The sequence below is a fragment of the Chloroflexaceae bacterium genome (assembly GCA_025057155.1).
Taxonomy (GTDB): domain Bacteria; phylum Chloroflexota; class Chloroflexia; order Chloroflexales; family Chloroflexaceae; genus JACAEO01.
In genome coordinates this window covers 33,080-49,487 of record JANWYD010000025.1, presented here as the reverse complement: position 1 = coordinate 49,487, position 16,408 = coordinate 33,080, and the positions used below count along the sequence as shown (strand labels likewise).

Sequence of the window (16,408 nt, the reverse complement as noted above, 5' to 3'; positions counted from 1 at the left end):
CAACAACGATGCACAGACGACCGATGAGCGAAATGATTTGGACCGGCAATCAGAGACGGGCGTTCAGGCGCGAGGGATGGCGCGCAACGATGAGTTGGCAATGTTCTCGGCAACTCCTTTCCAGCCTGACCGTTCATCAACGCCCCGGTCCGTCGCGCGGCGGTCGGGACGTAGCGGCGGCACAGCTTCGAACCGCCGGAGGAGATGCGGGATCGTCGCGTATTCGCTAACAAGCATGCTGGTAAGCGCATTACGGCAGGATTACCAGGAGAGCGCAGCAGGCGGCGCCGAGCGTGCCCCCTGCTCCCTCCCTAATCTTCGGCAAACCGGCAGGGGCGCCCAACCGGTCGCTCCTGCCAGTCCAGACGGGCAGGAAAGTGGGAGGGCGATCCGCCCTTCCGATTTGCGGGTAATGCATTGTCGCCGGTTGGACCGCCTGCTCTTTCCACATCACTTTACACTTGACGCCTGAATCGAGGCCGAATCCCTCATTCTGTAGGCATGAGACTATTGCAATGGTGCAGACCAGGTTGTATAATGATCCCCGGCTGACCGCAATGAACTATGGCAGGGTAACCCTCAGGGTTGCCCCCCAATGCCGCGCCGACAACCGAGCCCCCCATGAGAAGCACGCCGCGCGCGCCCGGCAATGACGCCGGGCCTGATGATGACGACCTGCTGCTTGAACTGCTCGTCAGCGAACTGCCGAGCCGGGAGGACCAGATCCGTCCGGCTCGCCTGCGGTCGGCCTCCCAGCAGCAACGTATCGCCCTGAGCGGTTTCCGCCTGCGCAACTGGGTTGATCGTGGGTTGATGGTGCTGGAGCGGGCGCTGGTCGTCGCCGCACTGATCGCCTTTGGCTACTGGCTGTTCGACGGCCCCGTGCGCGATTTCTTGCATATACGGATGAATCCGGGCGCTTCCCGGGCGCAGGCCATGGCGCCGCTGCCGACGCCGCCACTCGTTGTGCCCACGGCTGCCGGTCAGAGCGCGAGCGCGCCGCTGCCGTTTACTCGCCCCGAGGACTCCCGTCTCGACCCTTCCGCGCGGGGTGCGCCCCGCGACGCTTTTCTGGCCCCGCAGGCCGTTCCCGCCGCGGGGCCCCTCAGCGATGATCCCCGCCCGCAGCGGCTGGTCATGCCCGGCATCGGCGCCGATATGCCGGTGCGCGAGATCTTCGTTGTTGATGGCGAATGGGAAGTGGCCGAGTACGCCGCGGGCTACCATAATGGCAGCGCCCTGCCCGGCACTATCGGCAATACGGTCCTCTCAGGCCATGCCGGGTTGCGCGGCGCGGTGTTCAGGGATATTGGCCGGCTCAGACCGGGTGACGAGGTCATTGTCGAGACCGGGAGCTGGCGCTATGTCTACCGCGTGCGCGAGACGCTGCAGGTCTGGCCCACCCAGGTTGAGGTCATGGCGCCTACCTCGACGCCGGTGCTGACCCTGATTACCTGCACGAACTGGGACACGCAGCGTCTGGTGGTCGTTGCCGACCTTGCCGACGCCCGCCCGCGCTCCTGAAGCGAGGAGTTGGTATGCAGCCGCATTCACGAGGTCGCCCATCATCGCCTGGCCGTGGCCGCGCCCCCGCGCGCTGGACGAAGCTGGAACTGGGGTTGATCCTGCTCAGCATCCTGATGATCGCCTTCCCGCTCTACGCGGGAGCGATGGGTCTGGTTTTTCCCCCACTCGCGCCCGCTCAGGAAAGCACCCCTGAAGCGCCCACAGTAGATCCCGTCCTGCCGCCGACCATCGTTCCGACAAATACGCCGCTTCCCACCAATACCCTGGCCCCGCTCCCTACCGATACGCAGACGCCTACGCCAACCGATACTGGCAGCCCCCAGCAGATTGTGACGGCGACGCCCATTGCGACGCCGCCTACCAATACCCCCGAGCCGACGCCCACCGTCGGGACAGCCACGCCGACGCCTACGGTCGGCACAGCCACGCCGACGCCCACGGTCGGCGCAGCCACGCCGACGCCCACGAGCGGGACGGCCACGCCGACGCCTACGGTCGGCACAGGCACGCCGACGACGGTTGCGCCGACGGATACTCCTGTACCCATCACCGGCGTGCGGGTCTTCAAAGTCGCCTCGGTGTCCGAGGCTGCGCCGGGGCAGCAGTTTAGCTTTGCCGTCACCGTCGTTACCGATAGCACGGCCAATCAACAGGTGACGATGCAGGATGTGATCAGTCCCGAGTTGGAGGTGCTGAGCGCCAGTTCCAGTTCCGGGAGCTGTAATGTCGGCCAGACGGTGCAGTGCACCCTGACCGTTAACGATGCCAATCCGGCTACGGTGACCATTCAGGTGCGGGTGCGGACCACTGTCGCCGCGGGCGCGAACATCGCCAATACCGCCACCGCAGGCGGGCAAACCTCGCGCACGGTAGTGGTGCGGGTCAGTGGTGCGCCGATCGCTTCGCCCACTCCCGGCGGCCCGACGCCCACTCCCGGCGGCCCGACGCCCACCCCCGGCGGCCCGGCGCCGACGCCGGGCGGCCCGACGCCCACCCCCGGCGGCCCACCACCGACCCCCGGCGTGCCGCCAACCAGCCCTCCTCCGCCGGAGCCGCCGCCTCCGCCGCCGTCGGGCGAACAGGAACCGGAGCCGCCCGCGCCTACCCAGCCGCCGCCCGCGCCACCCGCGCCGCCCCCGCCCCCGCCCGTGGTGATCCCTGAACTGCCCACGGAGCCGCCTACGGTGGCGGCTGTCCCTCCGTCTCGTCCGATTGTGCGTCCCACCGCCGCTCCGCGTCCGACGCGCGCGCCTCTCGGCCCGACCAATACGCCGGCGCCGCTCATTCCCATTGGCACGAGCACGGCAACGCCGGTTACTCCCCCCGGTGTGACGACCGACGTCTTCTTCCGCCTGGCCAGCGACTGGGGCAGCGCCTACCCGGGCCAGCAGGTCAACTTCACCCTGGTCGTGCGCAACACGCGCCCGCCTGCCGCCGATGGCGCGAACACCCTGCGTAACCTCACCGTGCGCAGCACCCTGCCCGCCAACCTGGAGGTGCTGGGCGCGCGCGCCGATCGCGGCGTTGATCCTGCTGTCAGCGGCAATGATGTGAACTATACCCTCGACCAGCTCCAGTCCGGCGAAGGGGTTGAAATCACCATTCCCACTCGCGTCAGGCCCGATGTTTTGGCGGGCACTTTGATTGTTGTCCAGGGACAGTTGCTCTACGACGGGCTTAGTCCGGCGCCGTTGTTCTCGAACATCGTCTCGGTGCAGGTTGTAGGCGCCGTGCAGCCGCCAACGCCGCCGATTGCTCAGCAGGTGACTCCCACCGCCGTGCCCTACCCGCCGCCGCGCAGCCCGACCCCTGCCCGCACGGCCACTGCTGCACCGACGGCGACCAGTGCTCCGACAGCCACTCCGAGGCCGACCGTAGCCCCGGCGCCGCCGTCACCGCCGCCCGCGCCCTTGCCCGAAACCAGCGCTGGCGTGCCGTTCCTGGGCATCATGCTCCTCGGCGGCACGCTCCTCACGCGCACCATTCGCTTGCACCGGGCCAGGAGCCGGCTGTAAATGCCCGGTGGCGCAACCCGGAGGGGTTGCGCCACCGCCTGCTTTCTGGACGGGCGAGAGCAAGGGGGAAGCCCGGTTTCCGCTCAGCCTTCGGCACGGAGGGGTGAGCGGAAACCGGGTTTCCCTTAAGCCTTTGGCAAGCAGGGCGTGGGGAAATCCGGTTTCCCCTGGCACCCTGGCAGGGGCGTGGGGAAAGGGTTTCCCGTCTCTTTCCTACCGGCGCGGGCGCGCCCGCGGTTTTCCCACGGGCAGGGGCGTGGGGAAACCGGGTTTCCCCAGTTCTTTGAGAGGGCGCGGCCGCAAGGGAGGACTACCGCGTCTGGCGCGCGGAAAGCCGCCGCGGCTGCCAGCCATCGAGGGCCAGCCAGAGCATAATCGCGAGCAGGAGCCAGTGGAGTTGTTCGCGCACGATCACCAGCACGGCCACAATCTGGCGCGAGACGGGCAACGCCTCATACAATCGCTGGAGGCCAATGGCGGGGATGGCGCGGAGTTGTTCCAGAATGGCGAAAATGCCCAGTTCGGCGCCAAGCGAGCCGAGCACCTGCCAGGCCACCGCCAGCGAGAGGCCCACTGCCACGGCGGTGAGGATCAGGACGAGCGTGCTGTACCAGGGCTGCGGGCGCGGGCGCTGCAACGCCTCGGCCCACAGACTTCCGTTGGGGATCAGCCCTAGCAAGCGCGCCGTAACGTCTGGCGGCGCTTCCCAGCGCAGCTCCTGGCGCAGGACCCGATCAAGGGCGTCATCAGATCCGCGCGCGGTTGGTTCCAGAGGGTCACGCATCGTCTTATACCAGTTCCGTTAATCGCCAGCTCTCATCGGGACGCCGTCCACGGCAATCCAAAATCCCAAATCCAAAATCCCAAGTCGAATTAGCTTCCGGTCGCGCCCGGCAGCAGACGCAACGGCGCGGCGCCGGGGAAGTGGTCCCGGCGGTCGCCGCGACGCGCCTGAGTTGCCGCGCGCGCGGACGGAGGATGCTCCTGGGTCTCCAGAATGGCGGCCAGGCGCTCCTTCCCGCGCCGGATGTGGCTCTTCACAGTGTTCAGCGGAATGTCGAGGATCTCCGCAATGTCAGTGTACTTCAGATCCTCGAAGTAGTACAACGTCAACACCAGCCGGTAGTGCTCCTCGAGTTGCCCAAGCGCCTGACGCACCTGATCACGCAGTTCGCGGGTGTCGAGCGCCTCGGCGGGATTGGCCCAGCGGTCGTCGTCCGCGATGCTGGCGAGCTGGTCGGCTTCTTCGTCGTCGGACGACGGAGGGGCAATCGCCACCTGGCGCCCGCGCCGGCGCAACTCGTCGCGGCACAGATTGACCACCAGCCGGTACAGCCAGGTGGTAAAACGACTCTCGCCATTGTATTGGGGCAATGCGCGAAACAGCCTGATGAACGCCTCCTGGGTCAGGTCGGCGGCATCTTCGGGGTTCTTCAGCACGCTCATCGCGATGCTGTAGACATAATGTTGCTGTCCCAGAACGATCTGGGTCAGGGCCTGGGGATCACCCGCCTGGGCCTGGACGATCAACTCACGCGTTGGTTCTGCCACCGTTACCCTTCCTGACGCCGGGACCCGCTAGAGCACCTGCGTTCCGAGCCAGCGCGCTGGCCCGGAGGGCAATCTGGCCTGCGAGTGTTGCTGCGCCATTGTGATGGTCTGCACTGCGCCCAGTATGGCACAGGATTCACCTCCGGGCATCACCCTGCGGGCGGAGGGGCATCCCGGACTTTCGTCATAGGTCCTCTGTTCTGCGGGTATGACGACCGATCGGCGCGCAGGGTTGCAGGGCCTTTACGGAACAGGATCATACCCGCCGCGGCCCCAGGGGGCGCAGCGCAGCAGGCGCTTGAAGGTCAACCAGCCGCCCTTGAACACGCCGTATTTGCTGATCGCCTCGATGCCATACTGTGAACAGGTCGGCGTGTAGATGCAGCTAGGAGGCAACCACGGAGAGATCGCCAGTTGGTAGAAGCGGATCAACTTGATGGCAAGCCAGCGGAGCATAAACTGCCACCGTGTGACCGTATGAGTAGGCGAAGCGCCAATGAACGGCGCTGCTAGCTCAATCGTCCGACAGTCGGCTGGAGTGGCTGCTGCATGCCGCGAAGGAGCGAGTTGTCAGGCGTGAGCGCGGTTACTCTAGAGGTTCCTTACTGATCGTGAAACTGCACGACGAGGCGCCCTGCCCGATGCACGAGCACTGTTCCACGGCGAACCGGCGGCCGCCGGAGACCCAGGCTGTCGCTTCTTCGATGATTCCCCGCGCCATGTAGAATACCGGCCCGGGTTGGGGGCGCGTAATGCAGTTCGAGCAGCGAGTGATATGGTAGACGAACTGCCCGCGTTCCTCTTCAACGTGGCTGGACTGGTCGCTGAAGCGGTCAAATGTCTGCGCCGTGGCGTTCAGCACGATCTTCAACTTCATGGTGATCGGCATCAGCTTGAGGGCCAGGTCAGCCATCCCCAGCAGGGGGCCGAACTCCTTCAGCCCGAGGGTGAAAGCCACGCGCCCCATGCGCAGTTCCAGACCGCGCGCCCCACGCGGGCCGTACATCGTCCCTAAGGCTACCGAGGTGGCGGAGATGGCCTCGAACGGGAACTCACGCTTCAGATCGTTGGGAGGATAGGCCTCGAGATACTGGGGGAGATCAGCCAGGCGGAGCAGCGCCTTCACTCCATTCTGGCCCATAACCTCTTCAAGGGAAAGGAACGTGAGCCGTCCGATTTTGTTGGGGTAATGCAGGCCACGGAATTCTTCTACTGACGTCATGGGCTCTCTGGCTCCTTACACAGCTATGCAGAGAACGGCAGTATTGACGCTGCGACGCAGCACAGTATACCAGACGACTGCTACCACTGCGGCACTAGCGCACCGTTTCCCAGACCAGGTGGGCCAGTTGAGGCAGAATGAGCCGTTCCATTGCCAGGCGAACCGCATTGGTGGAGCCGGGCAGACAAAAGATCAGCGCCTCACGATAGACGCCAGCCGTAGCCCGCGAGAGCATCGCGGCCGGGCCAATCTCTCCATAGGAGAGCATGCGGAACAATTCGCCAAATCCCGGCAGTCGTTTTTCCAGCAGACCGTCAATCGCCTCGAAGGTGCTGTCACGGCGGGCAATGCCCGTGCCGCCGTTGGTGATGATCAGTTTGCACCCTTCTGCCGCATAGACGCGCACCAGACCGGCGATCTCCACCGGTTCGTCGCGCGCTACCGCGTATCTTACCACATCATGTCCTGCCTGTGTGAGCAGGGAGCGAATAATCGCGCCGCTTTCGTCAGTTTCGGGGGTGCGCGTATCGCTGATCGTCAGCACGCCGCAGCGAATGACCGTCGCAGCCTCGCGGGCGCGCTGTTCGTGCTCCTGGTGGCCCATACGTCTTGCTCCTACAGGTATGGGGCAATCTGGTTGCCCCGATGGTTGCCTGAGAGAAATTCCTCGCCGTTGAAGGAGGAAGGAGGGCGGGACAACCGGCTTTCTCCCACGGCCCGGCCTGCGAGGAAGGCGCAGCCCTTCCGAACTCGTGCGCACGGCCCTAGGGTGTCCCATCATTATACTTCCCAGAATTGTCGCGCCCACCCACGCCGGGCAAGGAGGTCGCGCAGGTCGAGCATGGCGGTGTAGGTGGGCAGAATGAAGAGGGTCGCCCCGGCAGGCAACTCCGACAGGGCCGTATCCACGGCGCGCCCCAGATCGGGTTCGAGTCGCATGCGCGCTTCGGGCACGCCGGCATATTTGAGCCGCACGGCCATGTCTTCGGCGCGGGCGCCGCTCAGCGTGACGTGCGCCAGCCGTTCCGCCAGGGGTTCGAACTCGGCGTCCCAGAGCCACGAGACGTCGGTGCCATCGGCGAAGCGGTCGTTGATGGCGATGAGCAGGTGCAGCCCGGCGCCGGCGGCCTGGCCGTTGAGACTGGCGCCCGTGGGCGTGTCACCATTCACGAGCATCCGTACCGTCTCGCTGGCCCCGACGGGGTTCTTGATCAGCGCGATCAGCAGCGGCGCGCCGCCCGGGCCGGCGGTGAGGCGCTCAATGCGCCCGAAGGCGGCGCGGAAGCCTTCGAGGGCCGCTCTGGCGCTCGCCGGGGCTACGTCCAGCGCCAGGGCGGCGGCGATGGCGGCCGTGGCGTTCATCGCGTTGTAAAGACCCGGCAGGGGCAGTTCCACCTCCAGCGCGCCGCCGGGGTAGAGCAGGCAGAGCCGGCTTCCCTCGACGCCCTTGAGATCGAGCCGGACGAGCCGCACCTGGGCTTCAGGACGCCGGTGCCCGCAGCTCGGGCAGTGGTAGTGCCCGATGTGGGCGTAGAAGGCCAGAGGATACGCGTACCGCTGGCCGCAGCGACGGCAGAACTGCGAATCGGCGATGTGCGCCCCCGCCCCCGTGGCATGTCGTCCGTCCTCGAAGCCGTAGTACACGACCTGCGCCCGCAGGTTGGCCCCCAGGTCGGCCACGGCAGGGTCGTCGGCGTTCAGGGCCACGGTGGCTGCGGCGGGCAGTTCTTGCAGGGCCGCGCGCCAGGCCGCGGCAATCGTGTCCACTTCGCCGTAGCGATCGAGCTGGTCGCGAAACAGGTTGTGGATGAGCACCAGCCGCGGGCGGGTTTCGGCGATCGCCCGGGGCAGCGCGGCTTCGTCGGTCTCGAACAGGCCGATGGTGGCGCGCGGGCGCCCGCGCCAGTCGGCGCCGGCGATGGCCGTGGCGGTGAGGCCGGCGATCAGGTTGGCCCCGGCGCGGTTGTGCAGCACGCGCTCCCCGCTGACGCGCAGAATGTCGGCCAGCATGCGGCTGGTCGTGGTTTTGCCGTTGGTGCCGGAGAGCAGCGCGACGCCGTGGGGCAGCGCCGCGGCGAGCGTGCCGAGCACGTCCGGGGCTACCCGGCGCGCCAGGCTGCCGGGCAGCGTGGTACCGCCCCCGAGGCGTAACCGCCGCGAGAGGGCGCCGGCTACTTTGCCTGTTACGATAGCCAGGGGGGTGCGAATGGTCATCGCTGGCTCAACGCAGCCCGGCCTTGCGCAGCGCCGCGGCGAGCGGGTTGTCGTCGTCGTCCTGATCCTCCTCGCCCTCATCGCTGGTGGCGTATAGTGAGGAGGCCGGGCACGGCTCGTCCGGTTCCTCAGGCTCTTCGTCGTCGGCCTCCCAATCGAGCGAGAGGTTTTCCGCCCCGACGATGGCGATGATATCCTCGACGCTGAAGCGGAGCACGTCAATCCGCTCGGCGTCGGGTTCCACCTCCAGACTCTCGACCAGCCGCAGTTCAGGCACGGCGGCGGCGACCTCGCTGAGCAACTCCGGGCGGCGCGGCGGCGGCCGGTCGGAGGCCATCAGCGCCTCGACCTCCTCGACGCTGGCAGGGATGCCGGTGTCCACCAGCAGGATCGTCACCCGCACCGTGGGGTAGAGCAGTTTGAGGATGGCGCGGGTCTCTTGCAGTTGCGCGACGGCGCGGCGCAGGGCGCTGGCGGTGCGGCTGGCTTTGATCTCGAACACCCACGCGCTGCGATCATCCAGGTGCAGGGCGTCCAGCTCCCGGTACTTGATCACCCCCCGCCTGTTGCGGCGCTCTTCGTAGGCCAGAATGCGACGTTCGTCGAGTTCGAGACGCTCGCCGAGCCAGGCGCGCAGAGCGGCCTCGGCCTCGGCGCCGAAGAGGTCGCGCTGGCGCGGCGGGCGCATGGCTTTCTGGTTCTTGCGCTGTAGCTTGAAGCTCTCGACGTAGGCGCGGTAGTATTTGTCGTCTTCAGTGATCAGGCGCGGGCGACCGTAGGTGACCATTGACGTGCTCGAGTTACTGTTGCTTGCCCAGTTCAACGGAGCGCCGGTAGGCGGCCCAGATAGCATCGGCGAGGACGGTGCGCATGCCGCCCCGCTCCAGTTCGGCGAGGGCCGCGGCGCTGGTGCCGCCCGGCGAGGTCACGGCGTTGCGCAACTGGGCCGGGTGCAGGCCGCTCTGGATGGCGTAGCGCACCGAGCCGAGCATGGTCTGGAACACCAGTTCTTCGGCGATGCGCCGTGAGAGACCCAGATGCACGCCAGCGTCAATCATCGCTTCCATCATCAGAAAGAAATAGGCCGGGCCGGTGCCGTTGATCGCCGTGGCCATATCCAGGTAGGCTTCGGTGTCAACGAACAGTTCGCGGCCCAGGGCGCCGAGCACCGTGCGCGCCCAGCCGCGCTGGCTCTCGCTTACTTCCGGTCCCGCCGTCCAGACGGTCATCCCCTCGCCGATGATCGCTGGCGTGTTGGGCATGCTGCGCACGATGGCGGGATGCTCAAGGGCCTGGGCGAAGGTGGCGATGGTCGCCCCGGCGACGACCGAGATGGCCAGATCCTCGCCGCGCAGAACGCCGCGCAGGGGGGGGAGCACGCGCTTGAGTTGCTGCGGTTTGACGGCGAAGATCACCACCCGGCCCCACTCGGCGGCGGCGACGTTGTCGTGGGTGGTGCGCACCCCGTAGCGAGCCGCCAGTTCGCGGCGGCGGTCCTCGCGGGGATGGCTCGCCAGGATCTGATCCGGTCCCACCAGTTCCTGGCGCAGCAATCCGCCGATAATCGCCTCGCCCATTGCTCCAGGGCCGATGACGCCGATTTGCAGGTCTTTAATCATCAGTTCTCCAGTGGAGAGTTTCCATGTAGGGATTTTCCTTGTGGATGCAACTCTCCGAGTTGCACCACTCGGAGAGTTGCACTCCTGTGTTTCCAGTCGCCTTGTGCGACGATAGCACGGGTGCATCAGCCCTGTCAAGCGGGCGGCGCTTTGTCACGGTTGACCCGGCAGATGGCCGCGAAGGCGCACGCCGGGGGGCACTTCTCGGTGGGGCGCACCGGGAACACGCCCGCGCGGCTGCCGCTGACCGCGGCGGCGAGCCGTTCGCGCAGCGCCGCTTCGGCCCGAGGACGCTCGGCGGGAGTGAGGGGCCGGCTGCGCCGCCCGCTGCCGATCATCAGAAACGCCGCCTGCGCCACGCTCTGCCCCGGCCCCGCCAGGCGCTCGGCAGCCAGGACGTACAGGGTCAGTTGCACGTCCTGGCCGGTAAGGGTTCGCTCCAGCGGGCCGGGAGCGCTGCCGCTCTTGTAGTCAATCAGCGCCAGGCGCCCCTGCGGGTCCTGATCAATCCGGTCAATGCGCCCCGCCACCAGCGCCGGTCCTGCCGGGGTCTCCAGGCGCAGCGGCGGCAGACCCCGGCCCACGCCGAAGCTCTCTTCGACCCCCGCGGGCCGGAAGCCCTCCCAGCCGCTCGAGTCGCGCAGCCAGCGGCGCACGGCCCGCGCGAGAATGGCCTTTACCTCCTGGCGCTCCCAGTTCCAGAAAGGCCCCGGCTCGAAGCCATAGGTTTGCGGAGCGACGTCAAGCACTTCTTCGGCGGCGGCGCTGAGGGCGGCAAGGATCTCTGCTTCGCTGGCGGCGTCGAAGGGCTGGCCGAGACGCGCCCAGCGCGCCCCGGCGCGGGCGAGGATGGCGTGGTAGATCCGTCCGCGCCCGGCCCGGGCCAGGCCCTCCTCGGGATCGTCACGCGGCGCGAGGCGCAGCACGTGGGCAGCGGCGAACCGGTAGGGGCACAGGGTGTAGTCGTTGATCTGCGTGGCGCTCCAGCGATAGCCTGGCCCGAACCGGCGCCGCAGGGCTTCGAGCGCCGCGGGGTGGTGTACCAGGCCCTCGTGGGGGCCGTGCGGCGCGGCGCTCGCGCGTTGACGCTCCACCGCGATCGCCCGGCGCGCGTGGCCAGCCAGTTCAGCGGGGACGCCCGGGGGGGGCCAGTCCAGGTCATTCCCCCGGGCGGCGTGAGCGATCAGGGCTTCCTGGGCCGACGCGGCCTCATCAGGATCAGGCGGGCTGCCGGCGCGGATCTCGCGCCTTGCGACCCCGCTGGCGAAGAGATCCATCAGCGCGTGCAGGTAGGGCGAGGGGCGGATCTCGTTGCCGCGTTCATCCAGGCGAGTGTAGGTCAGGACCAGGCCGGCCCGCGCCCGCGTCACCGCTTCGTAAAAGAGGGAGCGTTCATCACCCGGGTCGGCGGGCAGCGGGACGGCGCCGCGCTCGGCGAGCAGCGCCCGCTCGCGGCGGGTGTAGAAGGGCGGCTCGACCGCGGGCGCAGGAATCTCGCCTTCGGCGGCGCCCAGCACTACCACGTGGGCGAAGGCGCTACCCCGCGCGGCGAGCATCGGCAGCACCGCGACCTTGCCGGTCCGGGGCGTTTCGCCGTCTTCGCGCGCGCCGTCGAGCAAGCCGCCGAACTCGTCCACAAAGGCGGCAAGAGTGAGGGGCGGCTCATCCAGCACTGCGGCGACCCGCGCTCGCTCGTCGAGGAGGCGGCGTAGCAGCGCAACCTGTGCATCGGTGAAGGGTAAGCGTCGCGGCGCCGGCGGGGCGGGGGCCTGCCAGCCGAGGAGCCGGCGTACCCAGGCCACGTAGGTTCCTGGCGCAGCTACAGGCGGTGCGGCGAGCCATGCGACGAAGGCGTCGAGCAGGGCCAGCAGCGCCGCGGCTTCCTCGGGCGTGGCGGGGGGCTGTTCCTCATCGTCGGGCAGCGGCGGCGCAGTGCTGGCCAGGGTCGAAAGCACGCCGCGCAGACGTTGCAGACCCCGCACCACTCCGCTCGTGCGCGTCGCGCGGTCGAGCAGGGCGGCGGCGGCAGCGAAAGTAAGGATCGGCGGCGCGGCTGCGCCGAGCACCTCCGCCGGCGCCAGCGTGTCGAAGGCCCGCCAGCACTCTACCAGTGCGCGGCACGGATAGTCGCCAGGCGGCAGTTCGAGGAGCGCCCGCAGCGCCGCGACCGGCGGGGCCTCGCTCAGGGGCCGGCCCGCGTAAAGCGCTACCGGCAGCCCGTACTCAGCCGCCACCTCGCGCACCAGCGCCGGATAGTGATCGCCGCTCCGGTAGATCAGCCCCACCTCTTCGGGCGCCACGCCGTCGGCCAGCAGCCCGCGGACGCGACGCAGGGCCGCCCGTACTTCCCGTTCGCGATCCGGCGCGCCGATGATTGTTACCGTGCCGCTGGCGTCCACCCGTGGCGCAGGGTCGAGCGTGAACAGATGGCCCTCGATATGCGTCAGGGCGGGGGCGAAGGCAGCGCGACGCGGCAGATGGGTGACGCGCGCCTCGGGCAGCGCCGCGCGCAGGGCCTCCAGAGTGCGGGCGAAGCGCTGGTGCGTCGGGCGTTCGCTCGTCTCGCCGGTGAGGGTGATCAGCGCACGCCCCGCGCGCCGGGCCAGCGTCTGCGTCAGACGCACCTGCACTGGCGTCATCTGGTCGAAGCCATCCACCACCAGCAGGTCCAGATGACGCGTCAGGTGCGGGTTGCTCGCCACCAGGTCGCGGGCGCGGATGATAAGGCCATCTTCATCGGTCATACCCAGCCGGTCGAGGGCCGCCAGGTAGGCGCGGTAGATCGCCGCCAGTTCGGCGTCGTAGGGCGTTACCCCGGCGGTCGCCAGGCGCTCGGGGTCAATCGCCCCGGCGCGCAGCTCGCCGATGAGGCGCAGGGCCTCCTCCACCAGACCGCGCTTTGTCGCCACCCCGCTGAATCGGGGCAGCCGCCCTGCAGCCACCTCGGCCCGCAGTGCGGCGCGCAGCGCAGTAGCACGGACGGCCTGGCTCGCCAGGCGGAGGCGCTCTCCGCTGGCGCGGGCCAGCACTCTGGCTACGTGGGTGAAGGTTCCCGCCGTAAGGCCGGGCTGGGTGCCATGCGGCAGGAGACGCTGGCGGTGCAGGTCGCTCGGCAGCAGCAGAATGGCGCGACCGCGCCGCGGCGCGGCCAGTTCGCGCAGCGCCGCTTCGGTCTTGCCCGCTGCGGCGGGGCCGATCAACAACGTAATCTCAGGCATAGGCGGAAACTCGGGGGTACGGGCCGGGCGCAGCCCTGGTGTGCGGTGATAACCAATAGTCCGGCGCCGGCGCGTTCCTGGCAGCGGTATGCGCTCCGCACATGTTAAACTACGGCAATCCAAAATCTAAAATCCAAAATCGCATCACTTCTCCTCAACCAGGGCGCGCAGATCGGCCAGCAGCAGGCGCGGGCTGCGGGCGCGCATCCCCACGATGGCGTGATCAACGCCGGGGTAGACGCGCAGGCTGATGGCCGGATTGCGCTCATTAAGCAGATAGGCGTTGCGCACCGGCACAGTCGTATCGCGGTCGCCGTGGATCACCAGCAGCGGCAGTCGGATGCGCTCCACCACCTCGAGGGGCGTGGGCGGCTGCACCTCCCCCAGCCGGAACCCCAGCAACGGCGCCACCGGGCGCAGCCAGGAGACGGGGGCCACATGCCTGACCAGGTGCGGTCGCAGGCCGCCGGTAAGGTCATAGGCCGCCGGGGCGCTGACAGTGGCCACTGCGTCGGGGAAAGGGTACCCCATCGTATCGCTAACCGCGCCGAGTGACGCCAGGGTGATTAATCCGCCCATGCTCTCGGCCACCACCACCACCCGCCGGTAGCCCCACTCGCGGGCCGCCGTAAGCACCGCCTCCAGATCACGGGCCTCGGCGCCGCCAAAGGTGGCCAGTCCCCCACTCTGCCCGTAGCCACGCCAGTCAAAGGTCAGCACATCGTAGGGGCCGGCCAGGTGCTCGGCCAGCCAGACAATCGAGGCCGTGCGCTGCGAGGAGGCGAAGCCGTGGCAGATGATCACCAGCCGGCTCGCGCCCCGTCGCCACAGCGTGGCGGCAAGGCTTACCCCATCGGCCGTAACAATGCGCCGCGGCTCGGTCGGGCTGCTGTAAGGCGCCCGTTGCAGATGGGGAATGGGGGTCAACTCAGCCGCGACGCGGTGCACGGCGTAAGGGTATTTGCGCTGGTGGTTCATAGGTTCGATCAGGTTGTTCGTGAGCGATCCATTCGCCTGCCGGTGCTGGTGACACCCCCCTCGCGGCTACGCCGCTCCCTATCGAGCAGGGGCATGGGGAAACCAGGTTTCCCCAGAGTTCTGGAATGAACAAGAGATTTCGTAACAGGGTGACACCCTTTCGCATGCTCTCATCCGCGGCCGCCTGTTCGTTGCGGGTAAATCAGGCTATACTACCATGAGTGGACAAGATCTCTGAGCATTATACAACCATGCTTGCCGACGATCAGCTTTTCACAACGAGAACCGACCCGGTTACGGCCACGGATGGGCTGTGGCCGACACTTCTGGCAATCTTCGCCCACCCTGACGATGAGAGTTTTGGCTGCGGAGGCACCCTGGCGCGCTACGCCTGGAGCGGCGCCCGCGTGCACCTGATCTGCGCAACTGGCGGTGAGGAAGGTTCGAGCGACCCGGAGCACCTGGAAGGCTACGCCTCCCTTGCCGAGCGGCGTCGCGACGAACTGCGCTGCGCCGCCCGGATCCTGGGGCTGAGCAGCGTGACCATGCTCGGCTACCGCGATTCGGGCATGCCCGGTTCTCCCGCCAACCAGCACCCTGAGGCTCTGGCGGCGCAGCCCCTTGATGCCGTAACTGCCCGCCTCACCCACGAGATCCGCCGGCTGCGCCCGCACGTGGTCATCACCTTCGATCCGATCGGGGGGTATCGCCATCCCGACCACATCGCCATTCAACGGGCGACAGTCGCGGCCTTTCACGCCGCGGGCGACCCGGCGCGGCACCCCGGCGATTTGCCGGCCCACCAGCCGCAGAAGCTCTACTTTCTCACCTTCCCGCGGCGCTTGCTGCGCATCATAGTGCAGCTCATGCCCCTGTTTGGGCGCGATCCGCGGCGTTTTGGGCGCAACCAGGACGTGGATCTCGCCGCCCTGGCCGAAGTGGAGTTCCCCGTTCACGCCCGTATTGATGTGCTGCCGGTACTGGCGGCGCGCCAGGCGGCCGGGGCATGCCACGCCAGCCAGGGCGGTGGCCGGGCGCGCTTCCTGACGCGCCTCCTCAGGCTCTTCGGCAGCTACGAGACCTTTATGCGCGCCTACCCCGAAGCCCCGCCCGGTCTCCATGAGCGCGATCTGTTTGAGGGGGTAAGGTTTTAGCGGCCCCTCCGGGAAGTTCGTGAATGGGAGGGTCTGGGAGGAAGAAAAGCCCTCCCGGAGGCCCTTTTTTTGAGCATTGGCGGTACGGCGTAGCCCTCCCTACACCTCGATCTCTGCCACCGACCCCAGCACCCGCGTTGGGCGGTACGGGAAGCGATCCACATCCTCGCGGCGGGTGACCCCGGTAAGCACCAGGATGGTCTCCATGCCGCTCTCAGTGCCGCCGATGATGTCGGTATCCATCCGGTCGCCAACCATCACCGAGTCTTCGGAGTGAGCGCCAAGGGTGCGCAGGGCGGTGCGCATCATCAGCGGGTTGGGCTTGCCCACAAAGTACGGCTGCACGCCGCTGGCGGCGGCGATCAGCGCCGCGATCGCTCCGCAGGCCGGTACGATCCCTTCATCACCGGGGCCGCTCACGTCAGGATTGGTGGCGACGAAGCGCGCGCCCGCCGCCACGAACCGCGCCGCCCGTGTGAGCCGTTCATAGCTCAGCGCGGTGGTTTCGCCCACGACGACATAGTCGGGGTCGTGATCGGTCATGGTGTAGCCGATGTCGTGCAGGGCAGTGGTAAGGCCCGCTTCCCCGATCACATACGCCGTGCCGCCCGGATGCTGGCTGTGCAGAAAACGGGCGGTGGCCATCGCCGAGGTGTAGATCGCCTCTGGCGGCACTTCCAGACCGATGCGTTCCAGACGCGCCGACAGGTCGCGCGGCGTGTAGGTCGGGTTGTTGGTGAGCACCAGAAACGGCGCTCCGGCGGCGCGCAGACGCTTGATGAACTCATTGGCGCCGGGAATGGGTTTTGACCCGTGCACCAGCACCCCGTCCATGTCAATCAGGTAGTTCTTTGGACCAGGCATTGATCCTCCTTCTCCCTGGATCTGATTTCACATGCGCTTTGCTATT

At 67.8% G+C, this 16,408-nt stretch carries 15 protein-coding genes; 3 read left to right on the top strand and 12 right to left on the bottom strand.

Going from position 1 to position 16,408, the window contains the following annotated elements; genetic code table 11:
- Window positions 1–63: 63 nt before the first annotated feature.
- Window positions 64–237, bottom strand: coding sequence for a hypothetical protein (locus NZU74_18665; GenBank protein ID MCS6883357.1), 174 nt, complete (start codon window positions 235–237; stop codon window positions 64–66).
- 384 nt (window positions 238–621) lie between these two features.
- Here NZU74_18665 and NZU74_18660 point away from each other — a divergent pair, with 384 nt between their 5' ends.
- Window positions 622–1,524 carry a sortase gene (locus NZU74_18660; protein ID MCS6883356.1) on the top strand — a complete coding sequence of 301 codons (903 nt, stop codon included), beginning with the start codon at window positions 622–624 and terminating at the stop codon, window positions 1,522–1,524.
- Between the two features lie 14 nt (window positions 1,525–1,538).
- Window positions 1,539–3,542 carry a DUF11 domain-containing protein gene (locus NZU74_18655; protein MCS6883355.1) on the top strand — a complete coding sequence of 668 codons (2,004 nt, stop codon included), beginning with the start codon at window positions 1,539–1,541 and terminating at the stop codon, window positions 3,540–3,542.
- A 310-nt stretch (window positions 3,543–3,852) separates the two neighbouring features.
- On the opposite strand, the gene NZU74_18650 is transcribed toward NZU74_18655, so the two are convergent.
- The 10 genes from NZU74_18650 to NZU74_18605 form a co-directional block, all read right to left on the bottom strand.
- The gene (locus NZU74_18650) at window positions 3,853–4,326 is read right to left on the bottom strand and encodes an anti-sigma factor (protein ID MCS6883354.1); all 474 of its coding nucleotides are present in this window, start codon (window positions 4,324–4,326) and stop codon (window positions 3,853–3,855) included.
- A gap of 89 nt (window positions 4,327–4,415) precedes the next feature.
- On the bottom strand, window positions 4,416–5,093 hold the full coding sequence (locus tag NZU74_18645) for a sigma-70 family RNA polymerase sigma factor (GenBank protein ID MCS6883353.1): 678 nt from the start codon (window positions 5,091–5,093) through the stop codon (window positions 4,416–4,418).
- A 243-nt stretch (window positions 5,094–5,336) separates the two neighbouring features.
- Window positions 5,337–5,549: a membrane protein insertion efficiency factor YidD gene (gene yidD / locus NZU74_18640; GenBank protein ID MCS6883352.1), complete on the bottom strand. Its 213-nt coding sequence runs from the start codon at window positions 5,547–5,549 to the stop codon at window positions 5,337–5,339.
- Between the two features lie 130 nt (window positions 5,550–5,679).
- Window positions 5,680–6,315 carry a 4-vinyl reductase gene (locus NZU74_18635; protein ID MCS6883351.1) on the bottom strand — a complete coding sequence of 212 codons (636 nt, stop codon included), beginning with the start codon at window positions 6,313–6,315 and terminating at the stop codon, window positions 5,680–5,682.
- Window positions 6,316–6,409: 94 nt separating this feature from the next.
- Complete coding sequence (locus NZU74_18630; GenBank protein MCS6883350.1) at window positions 6,410–6,919, bottom strand: molybdenum cofactor biosynthesis protein MoaB; 510 nt, start codon at window positions 6,917–6,919, stop codon at window positions 6,410–6,412.
- Window positions 6,920–7,095: 176 nt separating this feature from the next.
- On the bottom strand, window positions 7,096–8,529 hold the full coding sequence (locus NZU74_18625) for a MurT ligase domain-containing protein (protein ID MCS6883349.1): 1,434 nt from the start codon (window positions 8,527–8,529) through the stop codon (window positions 7,096–7,098).
- Window positions 8,530–8,536: 7 nt separating this feature from the next.
- The gene (locus NZU74_18620) at window positions 8,537–9,316 is read right to left on the bottom strand and encodes a hypothetical protein (protein MCS6883348.1); all 780 of its coding nucleotides are present in this window, start codon (window positions 9,314–9,316) and stop codon (window positions 8,537–8,539) included.
- 13 nt (window positions 9,317–9,329) lie between these two features.
- Entirely contained in the window at window positions 9,330–10,148 is an 819-nt protein-coding gene (proC, locus tag NZU74_18615) for a pyrroline-5-carboxylate reductase (protein MCS6883347.1), read from the bottom strand.
- A 134-nt stretch (window positions 10,149–10,282) separates the two neighbouring features.
- Window positions 10,283–13,366, bottom strand: a complete 3,084-nt coding sequence (locus tag NZU74_18610) for an exodeoxyribonuclease V subunit gamma (GenBank protein MCS6883346.1) — start codon at window positions 13,364–13,366, stop codon at window positions 10,283–10,285.
- Window positions 13,367–13,510: 144 nt separating this feature from the next.
- Window positions 13,511–14,344, bottom strand: coding sequence for a lysophospholipase (locus NZU74_18605; protein ID MCS6883345.1), 834 nt, complete (start codon window positions 14,342–14,344; stop codon window positions 13,511–13,513).
- A 251-nt stretch (window positions 14,345–14,595) separates the two neighbouring features.
- On the opposite strand from NZU74_18605, the gene NZU74_18600 reads away from it, so the two are divergent.
- Window positions 14,596–15,498, top strand: a complete 903-nt coding sequence (locus NZU74_18600) for a PIG-L family deacetylase (protein MCS6883344.1) — start codon at window positions 14,596–14,598, stop codon at window positions 15,496–15,498.
- A gap of 99 nt (window positions 15,499–15,597) precedes the next feature.
- On the opposite strand, the gene NZU74_18595 is transcribed toward NZU74_18600, so the two are convergent.
- Window positions 15,598–16,362 carry a TIGR01457 family HAD-type hydrolase gene (locus NZU74_18595; GenBank protein ID MCS6883343.1) on the bottom strand — a complete coding sequence of 255 codons (765 nt, stop codon included), beginning with the start codon at window positions 16,360–16,362 and terminating at the stop codon, window positions 15,598–15,600.
- Between the last annotated feature and the right edge of the window lie 46 nt (window positions 16,363–16,408).